Genomic DNA, 21,632 nt, shown 5'->3' on the forward strand with positions numbered 1-21,632 from the left:
GCCAGGATCTCAGGCGGCGACGGCGGCGCGGCCCGGCTGCAGGTCGTAGCGGGTGAAATGCCGGTTCAGCGCCGGCAGCGGCGCGATCTCCATGCGCCCCTCGGCCGGCACCATCAGGATCATGGCGACGGTGGCGGAGAGGTTGCCGCCCAGATTCATCCGCGGCGGCCGGCAGACCGACCAGGGCGATTGCCAGTCGTCGAACAGCGCCTCGCGCATCGCCTCGATGCCCAGCGCGCCGCGATGGGAGTCGAGGATCTGCCGCACCCGCAGGTCGCGATACAGGCTGTCCGGCGTGCTCTCCACCCCGGCCTCGCGCAGCTTGGCCAGCGCCACCGGGCTCTGCCAGTGATTGGCATGCACCAGCATGCCGGCCTCCGGCTGCACCAGGAAGCTCTCATCGGGGGCGCATTCGATGTCGAGGGCGAAGCCGTCGACATGGCTCAGCATCAGGTTGTTGGAGGCGGATTTCGGCGTGGCGTAGAGGGTGCGGAGCGCGAGGGCCACATGCTCCTGCTCCAGCACCTTGCGCCGCAGCAGGGAGAGCGGCACGCCCTGGCGGGTGTAGTCGCGCTCGCTGCTGAGATAGTTCGCCGTCACCGCGATGCCGGCGGCGTTCATGCCGCAGCGCGCCAGGCCGCCGGCCTCGACGAAGGTCAGCATGTCCGGCCCGTCCTCGCGCCGGATGCGCAGCACCACGCCGGTCTCGGCGCATTCCTGCTTCCAGTCCCAGTTCTGGCCATGCACCAGCCGGCCATCCTGCGTCACCGAGGGCAGCAGGATGGCGCCGGTGCAGCCATCCGGGTTGCGCGCCTCCTCCTCCCGCATCCGGTCGGCGCGGCGCTTGGCCAGCTGCAGGATCTCGGTGCGGCAATTGATCAGCAGGATGTCCTCGAAGGCGACATTGGCGCCCTCGGCGATGCCGCGCATCTCGGCGACATAGGCGGGGTCGAAGGCCTCGACCTGGGGGACGAAATCGCGCGCCATGGCGCGCACCGCCCCCGCATCCTGTCCGCCGGCGGTCAGCTGCTGGCCGTAATGCGCGAGCGAGCGGTGCACCCGCGACGCCGCCTGCCGCCCATAGGCGCGGCCGCGCGCCTCGGGCGTGCCGCTCAGCTCGATCAGCGGGAAGGGTTCGATGCTGCTCATGCCAGGATCCTCTGCGGAAGCGCGTCCAGCCGGGGCGCCGCCGCCAGCAATTCACGGGTATAGGGGTGTTCGGGATGGTCGAAGATGCGGTCGCGCGGACCCTGCTCGACCAGCCTGCCCTGCTGCATGACGATGACGCGGTCGGAGACCTCCTCGACCGCCGCCAGATCATGCGAGACGAACAGGCAGGCGAAGCCATGTTCCTGCTGCAGCCGGCGGAACAGCGCCAGGATCTGCTTCTGCACGCTCATGTCGAGCGCGCTCACCGGCTCATCCGCCACCACCAGCGCCGGGTTGCGGATGATGGCGCGGGCGATCGCCACGCGCTGCCGCTGCCCGCCCGAAAGCTCATGTGGGAAGCGGTGGGCGAGGCCGGGCAGGCCGACCTCCTCGAAGACCTGCTCGGTGCGGCGGCGGCGCGCGCCGGCGTCGAGATCGGGCAAATGCCGCAGCGGCTCGGCCACGATCTCGCCGATGCGCATGCGCGGGTCGAGCGAGGAATAGGGGTCCTGGAAGACGATCTGGCAGGCCAGGCGGAAGCGGCGCAGCGGGTCGCCCTTCGCCTGCGTCACATCCTCGCCGCGGAACAGCAGCTGGCCGGCGGTGGGCTGCACCAGCCGCAGCATGGCGCGCCCCAGCGTCGTCTTGCCCGAGCCGCTGCCGCCCACCAGCGCCACCGTCTCGCCGGGATAGATGGCGAGGTCAACGCCGCGCACCGCGGCGACCGAAGGCTGGCGGCGGAAGAAGCGGCGGCGGCCGGGATAGGTCACCTCCAGGCCGCGCGCCTCCAGCACCGGCTGCGCCGTGTCGACGGCGCGGGGCGGGCGCGGCGTGCGGCGCGGCAGCGCCTCCACCAGCGCCCGCGTGTAGGCGTGCTGCGGCGCGCCGAGCAGCGCCGCCGCCGGGCCCTGCTCCACCACCAGGCCGCGCTGCAGCACCACGGCGCGATGCGCGTAGCGCGCGACCAGCCCCAGATTGTGGGTGATCAGCAGCACGGCGGTGCCGTTGTCGCGCGCCAGCTCGACCATCAGGTCGAGGATCTCGCGCTGCGCCAGCGTGTCGAGCGCGGTGGTCGGCTCATCGGCGATCAGCAGCGCGGGGCGCAGCAGCATCACCGAGGCCAGCATGATCCGCTGCCGCATGCCGCCCGAGAATTCATGCGGGAAGGCGGAGAGGCAGGCTTCTGGATCGCGGATATGCACCCGACGCAGCATGGCGAGGCTGGCCGCGCGGATCTCGGCGGCCGACATCTTCCGGTGCAGCGCAAGCCCCTCGGCCATCTGCGCGCCGATCGTCATGGCCGGGTTCAGCGAGACCATCGGCTCCTGGAACACCATGCCGATCTCGGCGCCGCGCAGCGCCCGCAGCCGGTCGGGGCGCGCCGCCAGCAGATCCTCGCCGCGCAGCCGGATCGCGCCGCCCGAGGCGCGCAGCCCGGGCGGCAGCAGGCCGATGGCGGCGCGGCCGGTGGCCGTCTTGCCGCTGCCGGATTCGCCCACCAGCGCCAGGATCTCGCCCGGCGCGATGGCGAAGGAGATGCCCTGCACGACCTCGGTGCCGCCGGCGGCGATGCGCAGCCCCTCGACCGAGAGCAGGGGCGTGTCCTGGCTCGGGCTCATCGGGCTTCGCTCCGCGGGTCGAGCCGGTCGCGCAGCGCGTCGCCCAGCAGATTGGCGCCGAGCAGCGTCAGCGCGATGCACAGCCCGGGCGACAGGCTCAGCCACAGCGCGCTGTCCAGATAGGGGCGGCTGGCGGCCAGCATGTTGCCCCAGCTCGGCGCCGGCGGCGGCACGCCGAGGCCCAGGAAGGACAGCGCGCTTTCCGACAGGATCGCCCAGCCGAACATGCTGGTGGCCAGCACGATCACCGGCGAGACGGTGTTGGGCAGCACATGCCGCCACAGCGTGTAGCTCTCGGAATTGCCGATGGCGCGGCTGGCCTCGATGAATTCGCGCTCGCGCAGCGACAGCACCGTGCCGCGCACGATGCGCGCGACCGTCGGCGCATAGGCCAGGCCGAGGGCCGCCACGATGCCCCATTGGCTGGCGCCGAACACCGCCAGCAGGCCGAGCGCCAGCAGGATGCCGGGGAAGGCCAGCAGCGAATCATTGACCATGGAGAGCAGCCGGTCCGGCCAGCCGCGCAGGAAGCCGGCCAGCAGCCCGATCGCCGAGCCCAGCAGCACCGCCAGCAGCACGGTGCAGGCGGCGACGGTGACGCTGGCGCCGGCGCCCTCCATGATGCGGCTGAGCACGTCGCGCCCGACCTCGTCGGTGCCGAGCAGGTAGTCGCCCGAGGGCGGCTTCAGCCGCTGGCGCAGCGCCACACCCATCGGGTCGCGCGGCGTCCAGACCAGGGAGAGCAGGGCCATGGCGACCATGGAGCCGACCAGCACGGCGCCGGCCAGAGCGTTCAATCGCAGGCGCATCGGCCTCACTCCGCCGTCACGCGCGGGTCGAACAGCGGGTAGAGCAGGTCCACCGCCAGATTGACCAGCACATAGATGGTTGCGACGAACAGCATGCAGCCCTGCACCACCGGATAGTCGCGGGCATAGATGCCATCGACCAGCAGCCGGCCGAGGCCGGGCAGGGTGAACACCGTCTCGATCACCGCGACGCCGCCCAGCAGATTGCCCAGCACGATGCCGATCAGCGTCAGGGTCGGCGCGAAGGCGTTGGGCAGCACATGGCGCCGCAGCACGGTGCGCTCCGGCAGCCCCTTGGCGCGGGCATGCGCCACGAATTCCAGCCGCAGCACATCGATGCCGGCGGCGCGCGACATGCGCGTCAGCACGCCGATCTCGATCAGCGTGAGCGTCGCGACCGGCAGGGCGATGTAGCGCAGCGCCTCCCACGCATTCTCGGAGAAGCCGACATAGCCGACGACCGGCACCCAGCCGAGCTTCAGCCCGAAGGCCAGCAGCATCAGCAGGCCGAGCCAGAAGCTCGGCACCGAGAGCAGCAGCGTCGCGCCGCCGACAATGGCCAGGTCGGTGCCGCTGTTCTGCTTCCAGGCGGCGATCAGGCCGAGCGGCACGGCGACCAGCGCGGCCAGGCCCACCGCCGCGAAGACGATCGAGGCGGTGACCTGGAAGCGCTGCAGCACCAGCGGCAGCACCGGCTGGTCATTGCCGATGGAGCGGCCGAGATCGCCGGACAGCGCCGCGCCCAGCCAGCGCAGGAACTGCACCGGCAGCGAGCGGTCCAGCCCCATCTCGGCGCGCAGCGCGGCCAGCGCCACGCCATCGGCGCTGTCGCCCAGCATCAGCTCCGCCGGGTCGCCCGGCACCAGCCGCAGCAGCAGGAACACGCCGAGCGAGACCAGCAGCAGCGTTGGCAGCGCCATCGCCAGCCGCTTCAGGGCATAGAGCGGCATGGCTCAGCCCCCCGCCTGTGCGATGCGGCTCATGGCTGCCGCCACACGCCCCAGGTGATCATCCGCCCCGCCACCTGCGGCGCATAGCCGCGGATCGTGGGCCGCGCCGCGCCGAGCTGCGGGTCGTAATACAGGCCGATGATCGGCACCTCCTGCTGCATGCGCGCATGCAGCGCGCGGAACACCTCGCCACGGCGGGCATTGTCGGTGGTGGTGATGCTCTCGGCCAGCAGGCGGCGCGCCTCCGGATCCTCCCATTGCGCCCAGGGCTGCGCCGTCTTGTCGCCGATGATCGAGTTGAACATCAGCGAGGGGTCGAGCCGCGCGGAATAGGAGAAGGATTGCAGCTGGAAATTGCCGTTGAGGTAGTTGTTCAGCTGCGTCGCCCAGTCCAGCACTTCCAGCTCGACGCGCAGGCCGACGGCGGTCAGCATCGACTGGATCGCCACCGCATTGTCGTACATGCCGGGATAGCGGCGATTGGCCTGGATCTTGATGAGCTGGTTGCGGTAGCCGGCCTCGCGCAGCAGGCGCCGCGCCGCGGCCGGGTCATAGGCCGGCCAGCCGCGGAAGGCCTCGTCGAAGAAGGGGCTGGAATCGCCCACCGCCGAGGGGTTCGGCCCGGCGCCGCCGCCGGTGCGCACCTCGGCGATCTGCGCCAGGTCGATGGCATGGGCGATGGCGCGGCGGATGCGCACATCCTTCAGCACCGCGTCGCGCGTCTGCACCAGCATCGTGGTCCAGCCGAGGCCGGGGGCGGTCAGCATCTGCACGCCGGCTTCGCGCATCTTGTCGGCGCGCTCGGGCTCGACGCTGGGCAGGATGTCGACGGCGCCGGTCAGCAGCGCCGCCTCGGCCGCGTTGGGGTCGGGGATGACGCGGAACACCACCTCGTCCAGCAGCGCCTGGCGCGCGCCGGAGAAGGCGCTGGCGGGGGCGGTGGAGGCGACATAGCCATCGAAGCGCCGCAGCGTGACGAATTCGCCGCGCCGCCATTCCTGCAGCTGGAACGGGCCGGTGCCGATCGGCGCGCGCCATTTGCCATCGGCGCCGATGCTGTCGGGGTGGAACACCACCGTGCCGCACTGGATATTGGCCAGCTGCGGCAGCAGCAGCGCGCTCGGCCGCGCCAGGCGGTAGGTGATGGTGCGGGCATCCTCGGCCTCGACCGCCTGCACCTGCAGCCCGTCGGGCGAATCGAAGAAGCGGCGGCAGCTCCAGCCGCTATTGCCCCATTGCCGGTCCCAGCTCGCCTTCACCTCGGCCGAGGTCAGGGTCGCGCCATTGTGGAAGCGCACCCCCTCGCGCAGGGTGAAGCGCCAGCTCAGCCCGTCCTCCGACACGCTCCAGGATTCGGCCAGCGCCGGGCCGACGCTGACATCGGTGCGATAGGCGACCAGCCCCTCGAAGATGTGGTGCACCACGGCGTCGGTGTTGGCATCGCGGTTGATGCCCGGCTCCAGGCTGCGGATATCGGCGTTCAGCGCCACCGTCGCCCGGCCGCCGCGCTGCGGCGTTTCCTGGGCCCAGGCGGCCAGCGGCCAGGCGGCCAGCGCCACCAGGGCGGCCAGCGCCATGCTGCGCGGTCTCATCATCCTCTTTCCCTTTCTCTCCGTCCGGCGCCGCCGGCACCCCCCTGACATCCGCGGTCTTCAGGCCGCGTGATGCTCCGTGAAGAAGTCGATCACCGCCGGGGCGACGCCCGGCATCCAGTGCGCCACGCCCGGCACGGTGTCGTGCCGCACGGCGATGCCCCGCGCCTCCAGGCTGGCGCGCAGCGCGCGCAGCCGGTCCTGCCGGTTGGCGCCGGCGGCATCGGCGCCCGGCATCCACAGCCGGTCGCCGGGGCGGATGGTGATTTCCCAGGTGTCGGTGTCGTCGCCGCCGACCACCATCTGCACGGCGACCTCGCGCATCGCGTCGATGTCGATGCGCTGGCCGAAGCGGCTCTCCCAGTCGCGCACGCCGGGCCAGAAATCGTAGCTGTCGTCCAGCAGCGTCACCAGGCCGGGCGCGCCGATCGACACGGATGCAAGCCGGCCGGGATGCAGATAGAGGAAGCGATGCGCGAAATGCCCGCCGCCGGAAAAGCCGAACAGCGAGAAGCGGTGGCCGCGGATGCGGTAGCGCGCGCGCATCTCCTCCACCATCGACAGCAGCACGGCATCGTAATGCAGATCGCCGGCGCGCAGCATCTTGTAGCTGGAGAGATCCTCCGGCCCGGTGATGCCGGCGGGGAAGAGCGGCGCCAGCACGATCAGCTGCCGCGCCTCGGCGAGTGATGCGAAAGTGTCGCGGTACAGCTCCATCATCCGCCCGGTGCCATGCATGGCGACCAGCAGCGGGTAGTCCTGGGCGCCATCCTCCTCATAGCTCTCCGGCACATAGGCGCAGTAGGAGAAGCGCGGATCGGCCTGGCAGGCGCGCACCGTGGTGCGGCCGAAATCATAATAGCTGAGGCGGCGTCCATGGCCGGCGGGGCGGGGCATGTCGTGTCTCCTCAGGCGATGATCGGCAAGGCGGGCATGGGCAGGGCGGCGGCGATCGGCTCGGCGGCGTCGAACAGCGCCTCGTCCCGGTGCAGGGCGCCGATCAGCTGCACGCCCATCGGCAGGCCCTCGGCCAGGCCGGTCGGCACCGACAGCCCCGGCAGGCCAAGGGCGGAGACCGCCAGCATCACCCGCTGCGCCTGCATGATGGCGGCAGTGGTGGCGGTGTCGCGCCGGTCATGCGCCACGGGGAAGGGCGGCTCGGTGGAGACCGGCGCCACGATCACCGGCCAGTCTTCCAGGAAGAGCAGCCATTCGCGCAGCAGCGCCATGCGGCGGGTCAGCCCCTCCAGGCAGGCGGCGGGGTCGCGCAGCGGCCAGTGTTCCGCCCAGAGGCCGAGCGCCTCGCGGATGCCCTCATCGCCATGCTGCGCCACCAGCGGCAGCAGCCGGGCGATGGTGTCGGGCCCGCCGATGCGGCCCCAGAGCTCGGCGGCCTCGGAGAGGGCCGGCGGCTCGATCTCCTCCACCACCCAGCCGGCCGCGGCCAAGGCGCGGCCTGCGGCGCGCACCGCATCCTGCACCGCCGGATGCGTCGACCCGCCCGAGGGGGCGGGCACCAGCGCCGCATGGCGCTTCCGGCGCGGCGGCGGCGGCGCCTGCGGCGCCAGCGAGCGCGGATCGCGCGGATCGGGCACCGCCATGGCGGCGAAGGCCAGGCGCTGGTCGCGCAGCGAGCGCGTCATGGGCCCCTGCACCGCCATCAGCTGGCTGGTGATGCTGGCATGGCCCTTGGCGCTGGGATTGAAGGAGGGGATGCGGCCGAGCCCCGGGCGCAGCCCGAACACGCCGCAGCAATAGGCCGGGTAGCGGACCGAGCCGGCGATGTCATTGCCATGCGCGATCGGGCCGAAGCCCGCCGCGACGGCCGCCGCCGCGCCGCCGGAGGAGCCGCCCGGCGTCGCCCGCGCATCCCAGGGGTTCCGCGTATCGCCATGCAGGCTGTTCTCGGTGAACCAGCGCATGGAGTAGCAGGGGGTGTTGGTGCGGCCGATGATCACCGCCCCGGCGCGGCGCAGATTGGCCACCACCGGATTGTCCTCGGCCGCCATGTGGTCGCGATAGGCGGCGATGCCGCCATCGCTCGGATGGCCCGCCTGGTCGGTGTTCACCTTGATGGTCACCGGCACGCCATGCAGCGGCGGCAGGGTCTCTCCGTGGCGGCGCGCGGTATCGGCGGCGTCGGCGGCCGCCAATGCCTCGGCATCCATGCGCCGCACCACGGCGTTCAGCGACCCGTTCAGCGCGTCCATCCGCTCCAGGCAGGCCTGCACCGCCTCGCGGCTGGAGATCTCGCCCTTGCGGATCCGCATCGCCAGCTCCGCCGCATCCGCCTGCCACAGCGCGCCATTCTCCCCGGTGGCCAGGCTATGCTGGGCCAGGCTCATGCGGCGCCTCCGGCAGGAGAAGGGAGGGGCTGGGCTCGGGACATCGCGAACTCCGCTGGTCGGTCCCGAAACGCTAGTGTACTTTGAGCGGACAGGAAACAGAAAATGCCGCCCGAACCCAGCCGATTGCAACGCGACCTGATCCACCGCCTGGTCGAGGCGCTGCGCCGCGACGCGGTGCCCCCCGGCACCAGGCTGACCGAGCCGGGCCTGGCCCGCATGCTGCAGGTCTCCCGCACCCCGGTGCGCGCGGTGATGGAGGAGCTGGCGCGGCGCGGCGTGCTGGCCCGGCGCGAGGGCGGCGGCTACCTGCTGGCCGCGCTGCCGCCGCCCGAGGCGGGGGGCGAGCCGGCCGAGGGGGCGGATGCGGTCGAGCAGCTCTGCATCCGCATCGCCGAGGACCGGGTGGCGCAGCGCCTGCCGGCCGAGGTGACCGAGGCCGATTTGATGCGCCGCTACGATGTCCGCCGCGCCTTCCTGCTGCGCGTGCTGGCGCGGCTGGCCGAGGTCGCCATGGTGGAGCGCAAGCCCGGCCATGGCTGGCAGTTCATGCCGAGCCTGGAGGATCGCCGCTCCCGCGCCGAGAGCTATATGCTGCGCCTGGTGCTGGAGCCGGCGGCGCTGCTGCAGCCGGGCTATGCCCTGGCGCCGGGCTGGGTGGAGCAGATGCGCCGCGCCCATCAGGCGATGCTCACCTCGCCCTGGAAGGACACCGACAGCATCCGGCTGTTCGAGATGAACGCCGCCTTCCACGAAGGGCTGGTGGCCGGGGCGGGCAACCGGCACATGCTGCTGGTGGTGCAGCAGCAGAACCGGCTGCGCCGCTTCCTGAACTATGATTGGGGCTATGGCTTCGCCCGCGTCATCGCCTCCTGCACCGAGCATCTGGAGATCCTCGACCGCATCGACCAGGGCGAGATGGAGATCGCCTCGCTGCTGCTGCGCCGGCATCTGGAGCGCGCCAGCGTGCTGCCGCACCATCCCGGGCAGGAAGAAGGGCTGCGCCGCGCCGCGGCCGAGGGGGAGGCCGCGCCGCTTCCGGCTTGACGCGCGGCCCTCCTCCGGGCGGAATGTCTTTTAGCGTTAGAAAATGCGCTTCATTCCGAAGCCCGGCAGGCGGGCCGGGCGGGGCGCGCGCTGCGGAGGCTGTGATGACCACCACCCTGGACGAGGCGCCGCTCAGCCGCGAGGCGATGGAGGCCTTCTGGCTGCCCTTCACCGCGAACCGTCAGTTCAAGGCCAATCCAAAGATCTTCACCGGCGCGCGCGGCATGTACTACACCACCGCCGAGGGGCGGCAGGTGATGGACGCCATGGCCGGGCTGTGGTGCGTCAATGCCGGCCATGCCGCGCCGCGCATCGCCGACGCCATCAAGCGCCAGGCCGATGCGCTGGACTATGTCTCCTCCTTCGGCATGAGCCACCCGCTGGCCTTCACCCTCGCCGCGCGCATCACCGGCATGGCGCCGGAGGGCATCGACCACATCTTCTTCGCCAATTCGGGGTCGGAGGCGGTGGACACCGCGCTGAAGATCGCCCGCGCCTATCACCAGGCGCGCGGCGATGGCCGCCGCACAAGGCTGATCGGCCGCGCCAAGGGCTATCACGGCATGGGCTTCGGCGGGCTGTCGGTCGCCGGCATCGCCCGCCACCGGCGCGATTTCGGCCCGCTGCTGGGCGATGTCGACCATCTGCCGCACACCCACCACCCTGAGCACAACGCCTTCTCGCGCGGGCGCCCCGCCTGGGGCGCGCATCTGGCCGATGAGCTGGAGGCGCTGTGCCAGATCCATGACGCCTCGACCATCGCCGCCGTCATCGTCGAGCCGGTCACCGGCTCGGGCGGCGTGCTGCCGCCGCCAGTGGGTTACCTTGAGCGGCTGCGCGAGATCTGCGACCGGCACGGCATCCTGCTGATCTTTGACGAGGTGATCACCGGCTTCGGCCGCATCGGCGCGCCCTTCGCCGCCAATGCCTTCGGCGTCACCCCGGACATCATCACCTGCGCCAAGGGCATGACCAATGGCGCGGTGCCGATGGGCGGCGTGCTGGTGCATCGCCGCGTGCATGACGCCTTCATGGCCGCCGCGCCGGAAGCGGTCGAGCTGATGCATGGCTATACCTATTCCGCGCATCCGCTGGCCTGCGCCGCCGGCCTCGCCGCCATCGAGACCTATCAGGAGGAGGCGCTGTTCGAACGCTGCGCCGGGATCTCGACCGTGTGGGAAGCGGCGGCGCATGCGCTGCAGGGCAAGGCGCATGTCGTCGACATCCGCAATATCGGCCTGCTCGCCGCGGTCGAGCTGGCGCCGCGCCCGGGGGCTGCGGGCGAGCGCGGCGCCGCCGTGCTGCGCCATTGCCTGGAGAAGGACATCCTGATCCGCGCCTCGGGCGACACGCTGGTGCTGTCGCCGCCGCTGATCATCTCGGAAGCCGAGATCGAGCGGCTGTTCGGCACCATCGCCGAGGCGCTGTCTGGGCTGAACTGAGGCGCCGCTGCCGGCGCCCGGCCGGGGATCTGCGTCCCCGGCCGGGGTTTCGCGGCAAAATCGCAGGAATCACAGGATCTTGGTGCAGAAAACCCTTTCCCGCGCCGGCAAGGTTGCCTATCTGTACCATTATGAGCGATGCGCAACGGCCGATGCGGAGCCGCCTCCCCTGGGAGCTGCATCCGTCCCTGACGGAAGATCGCCTGGTCGCCGCCGCCCGGCTGCTGGTCCGCGGGCGGGAGCAGGCGCTGCGCATGGCCGATTACGAGGCCGGCGACGATCCCTGGTCGGTCGGCTGCCGCGCCTATTCCTTCAGCCGCCACCAGTTGCGCGCCGCCGCCGAGGCCGGGCGCTATCCCTGGCTCGGCGTGCTCGACCACACGCATCACTTCGTCTTCCTGATCGACGGCATTCCCGTGCGCTTCTATCGCGGCGATGCCGAGGATCCGAACCGCCGCACCCTGCGCCAGCAGGAGGATGAGGCGGCGCAGATGGCCATGGCCTTCGGCGGGGAGACGGAAAGCAGCCAGGGGCTGATGTTCCGCTTCGCGCTGGAGCCGGCCGAGCGTGGCGGCATCGAGCGCGTGGTCTTCCTGGCGCTGCGCGGCGAGGAAGGCCGCGCCGAATGCTTCTGGCCGGTGCCGCTGCCGCCGCCCGCCACCGCCGTGCCCAGCACGCCGCGGCCGCGTCCCATGCCGGCGCAGCCGCCCGCGCCGATGCAGCTGGCCCTGCTGCCCGGCGTCGCCGCCGGCCCGCCCACGCCGCGCCGCCCCCGCCGCAGCGCCGCCTGAGCCGGGCCGCGCCGGCCCGGCGCCTCTCCGGCTGAGCCTGCCCCTCCCGGCTGGTCCGTCCCGCGAAATCCGCCGTCTTGTCGGCCGCTCTGCTTCTGCGCCATGACGCCATGGCCTGCCTGGCAGGACGCGCCGCCATCGCCCGGCCGCCGCTTCCTCGGCCCGCGCTTCCTGAAGCCTGTCTCCCGTTCGCCTCGCCCGTCGGGCCGCGCGGCGCCACGCGCCTGCTTGCGGTCCTGTTAAGAATGATACTAAGAATCATTCTCGATAACGCGGAGCCGCCCATGCCCTTGCTCGAGATCCAGGACCTCACCGTTCGCTTCGACACCTCGGAGGGCAGCGTGCACGCGGTCAATGGCGTCACCTACAGCCTGGAGGAGGGCGAGACCCTGGGCGTGGTGGGGGAGAGCGGCAGCGGCAAGAGCGTGCATGTGCTGAGCCTGCTCGGCCTGATCCCGCGCCCGCCCGGCCGCATCGCCGCCGGCCGTGCCCTGTTCCGCGGCCGCGACCTGCTCGCCATGTCGGAGGCCGAGCTGCGCCAGGTCCGCGGCGCCGAGATCGGCATCATCTTCCAAGACCCGATGACGGCGCTGAACCCGGTGCTGCGCGTCAGCACCCAGATCGTCGAGGCGCTGGTCTGCCACCGCCGGATGAGCCGCAGCGCGGCGCGAAGGCGCGCTGTGGAGCTGCTCGACCTGGTCGGCATTCCCGAGCCGCAGAAGCGCGTCACCCAGTACCCGCATGAATTCTCCGGCGGCATGCGCCAGCGCGTGATGATCGCCATCGGCATCGCCTGCGAGCCGAAGCTGCTGATCGCCGATGAGCCGACCACGGCGCTCGACGTCACCGTGCAGGCCCAGGTGCTCGACCTGATGCGCGACCTGAAGAAGAAGCTCGGCATGGCGATGATCTGGATCACCCATGACATGGGCGTGGTCGCCGGCATCGCCGACACGGTGCAGGTCATGTATGGCGGCCGCATCCTGGAGCGCGGGCCCACCCGCGCCGTGTTCCGCGACACGCGCAGCGCCTATACCTGGGGCCTGTTGCGCTCGCTGCCCGATCACGACCGGCCGCCGGTGCCGGATCAGCCCGGCGGCCGGCCGCGGCTGCAGCAGATCGGCGGCCAGCCGCCCGATCTCTACCACCCGCCACCGGGCGACCCCTTCGCCCCCCGCAACCCCTGGGCCACCGAGCGCTGCCGGCAGGAGGTGCCGCCGCTGGCGCAGGCGCCCGGGGGCGTGCCCGGCCATCTCGTCGCCGCCTGGTATGATCTGCGCGACGCGCGCGGGCGGGCGGCATGAGCGCCGCCCCGCTCCTGGAGGTCGAGGGCCTGACCCGCGACTTCGTGCTGCAGCGCGGCCTGTTCGGCCAGCCGGTGCGCACGCTGCGCGCGGTGGATGGCGTCTCCTTCGCCATCGCCCCGGGCGAGACGCTGGGGCTGGTGGGCGAATCCGGCTCGGGCAAGAGCACCACCGGCCGCATGGTGCTGCGGCTGGAGGAGGCGAGCGCCGGCCGCATCCGCTTCGAGGGCCAGGACATCACCAAGCTGCATGGCGCCGCCCTGGCGCCGGTGCGCAAGAGGCTGCAGGTGGTGTTCCAGGACCCCTTCTCCTCGCTGAACCCGCGGCTGCGGGTGGGGGAGAGTGTCGGCGAGCCGCTGCGCACCCATGGCATGGTCGCCAGCCGCGCCGAGCAGCGCGAGCGCGTGGCCGCCCTCTTCGCCCAGGTCGGGCTGGATCCGCGCTTCATGGACCGCTTCCCGCATCAGTTTTCCGGCGGGCAGCGCCAGCGCATCGGCATCGCCCGCGCCATCGCGCTGGGGCCGAAGCTGATCGTGGCGGATGAGCCGATCACCGCGCTCGACGTCTCGATCCAGGCGCAGATCATCAACCTGTTCCTCGACCTGCAGGAGCAGATGGGCGTGGCCTATCTGTTCATCGCGCATGATCTCGGCATGGTGCGCTATCTCTGCCACCGCGTGGCGGTGATGCTGCGCGGCCGCATCGTCGAGATGGGGCCGGTGGCGCAGGTCTTCTCCGATCCGCGCCACCCCTATACCCGCGCCCTGCTCTCCGCCGCGCCGATCCCGGATCCGGAGCGCGAGGCGCAGCGCCGCCGCATCAGCTACGAGCCGGTGCCGCCGCCGCCGGGCGCCCAGCTGCAGGAGGTGGCGGCGGGGCATTGGGTGATGGCCGCCTGAGCGGCCTGGCGGCGATGCTGCCCGGCCGCTGACGCGCCGGGCGGCGGGGCGTGTCGGGCCTGGCCGCCATGATGATCGCCCGCGATGGCTGCGGGCAGTCGCGTGGCGAAGCGGCGGCGGGGCATCCTCGCCGCCATGCCTTTCATGCGGGCGTTGCTTGCGGACGTTATGGCCCGGCGCCCGCCGCGCGCCGTCAGTGCAGGCAGGTCGACGGGGCTTGGCCGCTCCAGGCACGCTGGGCGGCGAAGCCATGCCGGCGCAGCGCCGCCGAGGCGCGGGGCAGCCAATGCCCCTCGCGGTTCAGCATGCGCACCAGCTCCGCCGCCGCCTGCGCGGCCTGCGCCGCCTCGCGCGGGCTGGCCAGGCGGCGCAGCACGGCCATGGCGTCCTCGGCGCGGCCTTCCTGCTGCAGCGCCAGCACATCGACCAGGTCCAACTCGTCCTGGCTGAGCCCGGGATGGCAGACGCAATTGACGTCGATCATGCGCTGCGCGCCGCGATTCAGCGCCAGCATGAAGCGGTCCAGCACGAAGGCGGCGCCGGGCACGCCGAGCTCGCCATACAGGGCGGCGATCTCCGCCTCGGTGCGCAGCCCGCGGCTGAGGCCGATGGCCCAGGCCCGCATGCTCCAGAGCAGCGCGGCCTCCAGCGGCGGCAGGGCGGCGCTCTGCGTCGGTTCATCGGCATCGGCATGGTCCATGGCGCGTCTCCTGCGGCGCCATCATGATATTAATAATCATTCGCATTGCAATGGCGTTGCGCAAGACGGCGCAGCCCCGCGCCGCCCCTGGGGGGCGCGGCGCGGGGCCGGAGGGAAGGGGACGCCTCAGGCGGCGCGCACCTCGCCCAGGAAGCTGCCCACCTCGGCCTGCAGCTTCTCCGAGCTGCGCGACAGCTCCGAGGCGGCGGTCAGCACCTCGGCCGAGGCGGCGCCGGTCTCCCCCGCATTGCGGCTGACGCTGGCGATGGTGCGCGTCACCTCCTCCGTCGCCTGGGCGGTGGATTGCACGGTGCGGGCGATCTCGCTGGTGGCCGCACTCTGCTCCTCCACCGCCGCGGCGATGGTCACGGTGATGGCGCTGACCTCCTCGATGGTGGCGGCGATGGCCTGGATGGCGTTCACCGTGTTGGAGGTGGCGGACTGGATCTCGGCGATCTGCGCCGCGATCTCGTCGGTGGCGCGGCTGGTCTGGCTGGCCAGGTTCTTCACCTCCGAGGCGACGACGGCGAAGCCCTTGCCGGCCTCGCCGGCGCGGGCCGCCTCGATCGTGGCGTTCAGCGCCAGCAGGTTGGTCTGCCCGGCGATGGAGGTGATCAGGCTCACCACCTCGCCGATCTTGTTGGCCGAGGCGGCGAGGGTGCGCACCGTCATGTCGGTGTCGCGCGCATTCTGCACGGCGCGGCCGGTCACCGCGGTGGCCTGCGCCACCTGCCGGCTGATCTCGCCGATCGAGGCCGTCAGCTCCTCGGTCGCCGCCGCCACGGTCTGCACCCCGCCGCTGGTCGAGCGCGCGGCGCTGGCCACCGTCCCGGCCTCGTCATTGGTCTGCTTCGCGATCTGCGACATGGAGGCGGCGGTCGCCTCCAGCTCGGTCGAGGCGGCGGCCAGATGGCCGGTCAGCCCGTTCACCGTGTCCTCGAAGCTGCGCACCAGCGCGGCGAGCTTCGCCGCGCGCTGCTCCTTGCCCTGCTGCTCCCGCGCCTGGGCGGCGGCGAGGTCGCGCGCCTGCCGCGCATTGCTCTGGAACACCTCCAGCGCGCGGGCCAGCGCGCCCACCTCATCCTTCCGGGCCTGCCCGGCGATGCTGAGGTCCAGCGTGCCGCCGGCCAGCCGCCCCATATCGGTGGTGATACGGCCGAGCGGCAGGCTGATCTGCCAGCGGGCGATCCAGACCACCAGCGCCAGCGCCAGGCCGAGGCCGATGGCGGCGCCCACGAGCAGGTTGAACCGCAGCGTCTCGTGCTCCTGCTCCGCCTTGGCCAGGCCGGCGCGCATCTCCTCGCGGTTGCTGCTCACGATGCCGTCCAGGATCTCGACGATGCGGCGGCGGGCGAGCCGCGCCTCGCCGGTGGAGAGGGCCATCGCCTCGGCATCGCGGTTCTGCGCCGCGAGCTCCAGGATGCGGGCCACCACGGCGCGGTAGTTCTGCAGCGCTGTCTCCGCCTCCTGCACCAGCGGCACCCGCGCCGCGGCGGCGCGGCCACGCAGCTCGCGCAGCTCGGTCGCGGTCTGCTGCGCCGCCGTCTCGAACTGGGCGCGGCGCTGCTCGACCGCCTCGACGGAGGTTTCCAGGATGGCGTTCTTCTCCTCCGTCGCGGCGGCGTTGATGGCGCTGCTCGCGGCCTGGGCATGCACCAGCCGCGGCACGCGCACGGTGCCGAATTCGCGTGTCACCTCCGCCTGGCTGGAGAGCCCGGCCAGGCTGGCATAGAGCATGCCAAGGCTGGCCAGGGTCAGCAGCCCGACCGCCAGGCCGAGTTTGGTGCCGATCCTGAGATTCTGCATGAAGGACAGCATGCGGGGTTCCCTGCACCGGCGGACCAGCCGGCATGGTGCGTCGCCCCCGCCGGCGGCGCCGGTCCAGGCGGGCCGCTCAACTCTCCGCGCTCTCGCTGAAGGAACCCTTAAGCGGCGCCGCACCGCAAGAAACGGAACCCGAGCCGGGGCTCGTCTGTTGCTGGCGCATGCAAGCCACGCTCTTCCACAACCCCGATGCCGGGGACGAGACCCATTCCGCGGCGCAGCTGGCCGCGGCGCTGCGGGCCGGCGGCCTTTCGCTCAGCCTGTGCGGGGCCAAGGGGGAGGCCCTGCGGGAGGGGCTGGCCCGGCCGATGCAGCTGGCCATCATCGCCGGCGGCGACGGCACGGTGGGCCGCATCGCCCCGGCCCTGGCCGGGCGCGGCGTGGCGCTGGCGGTGCTGCCCTGCGGCACCGCCAACAACCTGGCCCGCGCCCTCGGCCCCTGGCCCTCGGTCGAGGCGCTGGCCGCGGGCTGGCGCGCCGCGCCGCGCCGGATGCTGAACCTGGCCTATGCGGAGGGCCCCTTCGGCCGGCGCCCCTTCCTGGAGGCGGCGGGGTTCGGCGCCTTCGCGCGCGCCATCGACCGGGCCGACGAGAAGGGGCTGAAGGGCATCGAGGCCGGCCGCGCCGCCTTCCGCGCCATCCTGGCCAACACCGAGGCGCAGCGCGTCGCGCTCAGCGTCGATGGCGCGGCCTGGGAGGGGGAGACGCTGCTGCTGGAGGTGATGAACATCCCGCTTTTCGGCCCCAACCTGCCGCTGGCGCCGGGCTCGCGGCCGGATGACGGGCTGCTCGACCTGGTGCTGCTGCCGCCCGAGCGGCGCGGCGCGCTGCTGGCCTGGCTGGACGCGCCGGAGCAGGGCCGCGCGCCGGTGCTGCTGCGCCAGGGGCGACGGATCCGCATCGACTGGCCCGGCGGCCCGGTGCGGCTGGACGACACGCCGCTGACGGAGGAGGCCATGAGCGTGACGCTGGGGCTGGAGGAGAGGGTGCTGCCCACCCTGGTGCCGCGGGCGCTGGAGCGCGCGGCGTGAGCGCGGCGGAGGCGGTGCCGCCCGCGCTGCTGCGGCAGATCGGCGGGCTGGCGGTGGAGCTGGCGGCGCTGGCAGGGCGCGAGATGAAGCAGGAGATCGGCCGCAGCCCGGCGGTGCGCTACAAGCCCGGCGGCACGGGGGGCGAGAGCCTGCGCGACCCGGTCTCCGAGGTCGACCAGGCGGTGGAGGCGGAAATCCGCGCCCGCCTGGCCGAGCGCTTCCCCGAGCATGACGTGCTGGGCGAGGAATCGGCCGAGCGCCCGGCGCGCGGCGCCCGCTTCCTCTGGGCGGTCGACCCGGTGGATGGCACCGCCAACTACATCAACGGCTTTCCGCTGTTCGCCGGCTCGATCGGCGTGCTGCTGGACGGCGCGCCGGTGGCGGGCGCGGTGTGGTGCGCCACCAGCCATGACCTGCGCGCCGGCGTCTACCACGCCCTCCAGGGCGGGCCGCTGCATTTCGAGGGCCAGGCGATGCAGCCGCTGCACAATCCGGAGGTGCGGCGGCGGCTGGCCGGCTTTGTCGATGCCTCGCCGCGCTCGCCGCAGGGCTGGGAGGCGCGGCGCACCGGCTCGGCCGCCATCGAATGCGCCTTCGTCGCCGCCGGGCTGCTGGAGGTGGCGCGGTTCGAGCGGCCCAATGCCTGGGATGTCGCCGGCGGCTTCGCCCTGGCGCAGGCCGCGGGCTGCGCCATCCGCGTGCTGGGCGATCAGGGCTGGCAGCCCTTCGAACGCTTCGAGGGCGATCCCGGCCAGTGGCGCCGCCCGGTGATCCTGGGCCAGGCGGAGGCGGTGGAGCGGCTGTGCCGCGAGCCCTGAGGCAAGGCTGGCGCCGCGCCGGCCGGGCTGCCCGCCGCCGCGGCCTGACACCGACGTGATGCGGCGCGCCACGCCCGTGCTTGCTAGGACGCCGCCGCATGGCGGGTGAACCGGAAAAGAGGCGCCGGCGGCGCGGGCCATGGCGGCGCTGGCTGCCGCTGGCGGTGCTGGCCGGGCTTGGCCTGAGCGGGCTGCTCTGGCTGCAGCGGCAGGAGGCGGCGCTGCTGGACGATCCGCCGCGCCGCTCCTCGCAGCTCCTGCTGCCGGAGCGCGAGAGCCGCGTGGCGCTGAAGCTGCGCCTGCCGCTCGACCTGCTGCGCCAGGCGGCCGAGCGCAACCTGCCCGCTGAGCTGCGCCAGGCCAGCGAGCCCGGCGCCGAGACGGTCTATGACATCACGCTGCGCCGCCTCGGCCCCGTCGCGCTGCAGAGCACGGGGGAGGGGCTGCGCGCCACCGCGCGGCTCGGCGTCGGCGGCACGGCGGGGCTGGGCGGCGGGCTGGCGGCGCTGCTGGCGCTGGACGCCAACCGCATCGATGCCGAGGCCGAGCTGCAGCTCGACCTGAAGCTGACCCTGGATGAGGGCTGGTGCCCGGTCTGGAGCGTCACCTCGCGCTATCGCTGGCTGCGCAGCCCGCGGCTCGAGATCATCGGCGGCGTCTGGATCGATGTGGAGGAGCGGCTGCGCGCCCGGGTGGATGAGGCGCTGGCCGGCCTGCCGGCGCAGCTGGCCAATCTGCTGCCCTGCGCCGCGCTGCGCGAACAGGCCTTCGCCCTGTGGCAGCCGCGCAGCGTCGCGCTGCAGCTGCCGGCGGCGCCACCCCTGCACCTGCTGCTGAAGCCGCAGGCGATCGGCCTGTCCGAGATCAGCTTCGAGCCGGACACGCTGTCGGTGATGCTGGCGCTCCGGGCCAGCACCGCCATCTCCTCGACGCCGCCGCCGGCGGCCGAGCCCGGCTTCCTGCCGCCGCTGCGCGCCTTGCCGGAGCGCTGGAGCGAGCGCGACGGGCGGCTGCGCGTCGCCATCCCGGTGCGCGCCGGCTACGACATGATCCGCGACTGGCTGGTGGCCGAGTTCGGCGGCCGCGACATCCCCGTCGAGACGCCGCTCGGCACGCTGACCCTCCGGGTGCGCGACATCTTCCTCTATCCCAGCCACCCGGCGCTGGCGCTGGCGGTCACCTTCGAGGCCAGCCTGCCCGGGCTGCTGCCGGACACCACCGGGCATGTCACCTTCTCCGCCCGGCCGGTGCTGAGCCCGGATGGCAGCCGCGTGGCGCTGACCGAGCTGCGCTTCGCCCGCGACCTCGACAGCACGCTGTGGTCGCTGGCGACGCTGCTCTTCGAGGGGCGCATCCGCGCCTGGCTGGAGGGTATCGCGGTCTATGACCTGCGCGGGGTGATGGACGGCGCGCTGGCGGCGCTGCGCGCCCGCGCCGCCGACCCGGCGCTGACCGGCGGGCTGCGCGTCACCCTGACCCGGCCCAGCCTGCGGCTGGAGCAGCTGGTGGCGGAGAATGACGCGCTGACCATCCTGGGCAGCGCCGAGGCCGGGGTGGAGGCCGAGATCACCAGCCTGCCGCTGCCCTGACGCCCGCCGCTGCCCTGGCGCCTGGCGGGCGGCGGCGCTTCAGCCCGGCCGGGAGGGCGCCGCCCCCTGCGCCTGGCGCTCGCGCTTGGCGGCGTAGAGCCGCGCATCGGCATCGGCGATGGCGCTGTCGAAATCCGGCTGCGCCGGCGGCAGCAGCGCGCAGCCCATGCTGCAGCCCAGCGTCAGCAGGCCGGCCGGCGTCGGCACCCCCTCGCGCAGCATGGCGTCCAGCCCCTGGCCGACCGACTCGGCCGCCTGCTGCACCTGCTCCGGCGGGCCGGGCAGGCAGACCAGGAACTCGTCGCCGCCCAGCCGCACCGCCGCATCGCCCTCCCGCACATGGGTCAGCAGCCAGGCGCCGATCTCGCGCAGCACGGCATCGCCCGCGGCATGGCCGTAGCGGTCATTGATCGGCTTGAAGCCGTCGAGGTCGAGCGCCAGCACGGCGCAGCCGGTCCAGGCATGGGCGCGGGCGCTGCGCCAGGCCTCGAAGCCGGCGCGGTTCAGCAGCCCGGTCAGCGGGTCGCGCCAGGCCTGGTCGCGTAAGCGCGCCAGGCTGCTGGCCAGCTGCTCCTCGCCCAGGCTGCCGCCCAGCACGCTCTGCAGCGCCTGGCCCAGCCGGCGGCTGCGCCAGCCGGCGATCAGCCCGCCCAGCAGCGCGATGCCCAGCGTCGAGGCCGTCAGCCAGCCCGCCATGCCGCGCAGCGGCGCCAGCGCCGCCTCGCGCTCGCTGCGCGCCACCACCACCCAGTTCAGCCCCGGCCGCTGCGGCGTGCCGCTGGCGCGCGCATGGCCGACCAGCAGGGCCGGGCCCTGGGGCGGCTCCACCGCCTCCCAGCCCGGCTCCTCGCCGGCGGGCAGGGGGCGGCCGGTCCAGGGCTTGCCGCGCTCCGCCTCGGGGCCCAGCAGCACGGTGCCGTCGGCGCCCAGCACCAGGATCTCCGGGGCCGGCCGCCAGGAGGCCTGGCGCAGCATCTGCTGGCGCAGATTGTCGGCCCAGCGCCAGGTCAGATGGCCGGCGATGACGCCCAGCACCGTGCCGTCCTCGGCCAGCACCGGCGCCGCGGCATCGACGAAATAGGCGCCCTCGCCGCCGCCCTGCGCCTCGGGCAGCAGCTTGGCCAGCAGCACGGCGGGGTGGACATCGCCCAGGAAGGGGCCGCGCAGCCCGGGCGCGAACCAGGGGCGCTGGGAGACATCGACCCCCTCCAGCAGCCCACCGGTGGCGGCGATGACGCGGCCATCCCGCCCGGCGAAGCCGATCCAGGAGAAGGTCGGCGCCGCCATGCGCAGATCCTCGAGCAGGCCGCGCGCCAGCGCCCGGTCCGGCGGCTGCTGGCGGAACACCTGGAAGCGGGCCAGACGCTCGACCTGCGTCGCCCACTCATCCAGCTCGCCATCCATGCGGCGCGCCATCTCGGCGGCCTGGCCGGCCAGCCGGGCGCCGTGCTCGCGGATCAGCGTGCTGCGGCCATTCTCATAGACCAGGACCGAGCCGAGCACGCCGGTGGCCAGGCACAGCGCCCCCACCATCATGCCCTGGCGCAGCCCCGGCACCGCCCCGAGCCGCCCCCACCAGGACGAGCGTTCCGCCGGCCTGTTCACATCCCGCTCCCGTTGTAGACCGGGCGCCTTATGCACGCGGCGATGCTCGCCGCCCAGCAAAATTCAACTTTCGTTTACGGTTTCGCTCAGGCTTGTGGCGGCGCGGCCCGGTCTGCCG

Annotated in this window: 18 protein-coding genes; 8 read left to right on the forward strand and 10 right to left on the reverse strand. The window is 73.0% G+C overall.

Annotated features, from left to right (window positions below):
• Window positions 1-9: 9 nt before the first annotated feature.
• The 7 genes from QE401_RS01390 to QE401_RS01420 are packed head-to-tail and all read right to left on the reverse strand — an operon-like array spanning window position 10 to window position 8,464.
• Complete coding sequence (locus QE401_RS01390; RefSeq protein ID WP_307136465.1) at window positions 10-1,149, reverse strand: C45 family autoproteolytic acyltransferase/hydrolase; 1,140 nt, start codon at window positions 1,147-1,149, stop codon at window positions 10-12.
• Window positions 1,146-2,768: an ABC transporter ATP-binding protein gene (locus QE401_RS01395; protein ID WP_307136466.1), complete on the reverse strand. Its 1,623-nt coding sequence runs from the start codon at window positions 2,766-2,768 to the stop codon at window positions 1,146-1,148. Before QE401_RS01395 ends, QE401_RS01390 begins: the two co-directional genes overlap by 4 nt.
• Window positions 2,765-3,577, reverse strand: coding sequence for an ABC transporter permease (locus QE401_RS01400; RefSeq protein WP_307136467.1), 813 nt, complete (start codon window positions 3,575-3,577; stop codon window positions 2,765-2,767). The genes QE401_RS01395 and QE401_RS01400 overlap by 4 nt, the downstream gene beginning before the upstream one ends.
• 5 nt (window positions 3,578-3,582) lie before the next feature.
• Window positions 3,583-4,527: an ABC transporter permease gene (locus QE401_RS01405; RefSeq protein WP_307136468.1), complete on the reverse strand. Its 945-nt coding sequence runs from the start codon at window positions 4,525-4,527 to the stop codon at window positions 3,583-3,585.
• A gap of 29 nt (window positions 4,528-4,556) precedes the next feature.
• Window positions 4,557-6,119: an ABC transporter substrate-binding protein gene (locus QE401_RS01410; protein ID WP_307136469.1), complete on the reverse strand. Its 1,563-nt coding sequence runs from the start codon at window positions 6,117-6,119 to the stop codon at window positions 4,557-4,559.
• Window positions 6,120-6,179: 60 nt separating this feature from the next.
• On the reverse strand, window positions 6,180-7,016 hold the full coding sequence (locus tag QE401_RS01415; protein WP_307136470.1) for an alpha/beta hydrolase family protein: 837 nt from the start codon (window positions 7,014-7,016) through the stop codon (window positions 6,180-6,182).
• 11 nt (window positions 7,017-7,027) lie between these two features.
• Complete coding sequence (locus QE401_RS01420; RefSeq protein ID WP_307136471.1) at window positions 7,028-8,464, reverse strand: amidase; 1,437 nt, start codon at window positions 8,462-8,464, stop codon at window positions 7,028-7,030.
• A gap of 105 nt (window positions 8,465-8,569) precedes the next feature.
• Between QE401_RS01420 and QE401_RS01425 the strand changes: the two genes are divergently transcribed.
• From QE401_RS01425 to QE401_RS01445, 5 genes are all read left to right on the forward strand, one after another.
• On the forward strand, window positions 8,570-9,511 hold the full coding sequence (locus tag QE401_RS01425; RefSeq protein ID WP_307136472.1) for a GntR family transcriptional regulator: 942 nt from the start codon (window positions 8,570-8,572) through the stop codon (window positions 9,509-9,511).
• Window positions 9,512-9,615: 104 nt separating this feature from the next.
• Window positions 9,616-10,953, forward strand: a complete 1,338-nt coding sequence (gene aptA, locus QE401_RS01430) for an omega-aminotransferase AptA (protein WP_307136473.1) — start codon at window positions 9,616-9,618, stop codon at window positions 10,951-10,953.
• A gap of 152 nt (window positions 10,954-11,105) precedes the next feature.
• Window positions 11,106-11,744 carry a hypothetical protein gene (locus tag QE401_RS01435; RefSeq protein ID WP_307136474.1) on the forward strand — a complete coding sequence of 213 codons (639 nt, stop codon included), beginning with the start codon at window positions 11,106-11,108 and terminating at the stop codon, window positions 11,742-11,744.
• 284 nt (window positions 11,745-12,028) lie between these two features.
• Window positions 12,029-13,048, forward strand: a complete 1,020-nt coding sequence (locus QE401_RS01440; protein WP_307136475.1) for an ABC transporter ATP-binding protein — start codon at window positions 12,029-12,031, stop codon at window positions 13,046-13,048.
• The gene (locus tag QE401_RS01445) at window positions 13,045-13,947 is read left to right on the forward strand and encodes an ABC transporter ATP-binding protein (protein ID WP_307136476.1); all 903 of its coding nucleotides are present in this window, start codon (window positions 13,045-13,047) and stop codon (window positions 13,945-13,947) included. Before QE401_RS01440 ends, QE401_RS01445 begins: the two co-directional genes overlap by 4 nt.
• A gap of 193 nt (window positions 13,948-14,140) precedes the next feature.
• On the opposite strand, the gene QE401_RS01450 is transcribed toward QE401_RS01445, so the two are convergent.
• Window positions 14,141-14,647 (reverse strand): hypothetical protein, encoded by a 507-nt coding sequence (locus tag QE401_RS01450; RefSeq protein ID WP_307136477.1) that lies wholly within the window; start codon window positions 14,645-14,647, stop codon window positions 14,141-14,143.
• A 126-nt stretch (window positions 14,648-14,773) separates the two neighbouring features.
• Window positions 14,774-16,465, reverse strand: coding sequence for a methyl-accepting chemotaxis protein (locus QE401_RS01455; RefSeq protein WP_307136478.1), 1,692 nt, complete (start codon window positions 16,463-16,465; stop codon window positions 14,774-14,776).
• 167 nt (window positions 16,466-16,632) lie between these two features.
• On the opposite strand from QE401_RS01455, the gene QE401_RS01460 reads away from it, so the two are divergent.
• The 3 genes from QE401_RS01460 to QE401_RS01470 all read left to right on the forward strand — a co-directional run bounded on the left by QE401_RS01460 (window position 16,633) and on the right by QE401_RS01470 (window position 19,909).
• Entirely contained in the window at window positions 16,633-17,502 is an 870-nt protein-coding gene (locus tag QE401_RS01460; protein ID WP_307136479.1) for a diacylglycerol/lipid kinase family protein, read from the forward strand.
• Window positions 17,499-18,320 (forward strand): inositol monophosphatase family protein, encoded by an 822-nt coding sequence (locus QE401_RS01465; protein ID WP_307136480.1) that lies wholly within the window; start codon window positions 17,499-17,501, stop codon window positions 18,318-18,320. Before QE401_RS01460 ends, QE401_RS01465 begins: the two co-directional genes overlap by 4 nt.
• A gap of 98 nt (window positions 18,321-18,418) precedes the next feature.
• Window positions 18,419-19,909: a DUF4403 family protein gene (locus QE401_RS01470; RefSeq protein WP_307136481.1), complete on the forward strand. Its 1,491-nt coding sequence runs from the start codon at window positions 18,419-18,421 to the stop codon at window positions 19,907-19,909.
• Window positions 19,910-19,948: 39 nt separating this feature from the next.
• Here the strand turns inward: QE401_RS01470 and QE401_RS01475 are convergent, their stop codons facing one another.
• A complete protein-coding gene (locus QE401_RS01475) occupies window positions 19,949-21,514 on the reverse strand; it encodes a sensor domain-containing diguanylate cyclase (protein WP_307136482.1) in 1,566 nt (521 codons plus the stop codon).
• Between the last annotated feature and the right edge of the window lie 118 nt (window positions 21,515-21,632).

The organism is Pseudoroseomonas cervicalis, assembly GCF_030818485.1.
GTDB lineage: Bacteria > Pseudomonadota > Alphaproteobacteria > Acetobacterales > Acetobacteraceae > Pseudoroseomonas > Pseudoroseomonas cervicalis_A.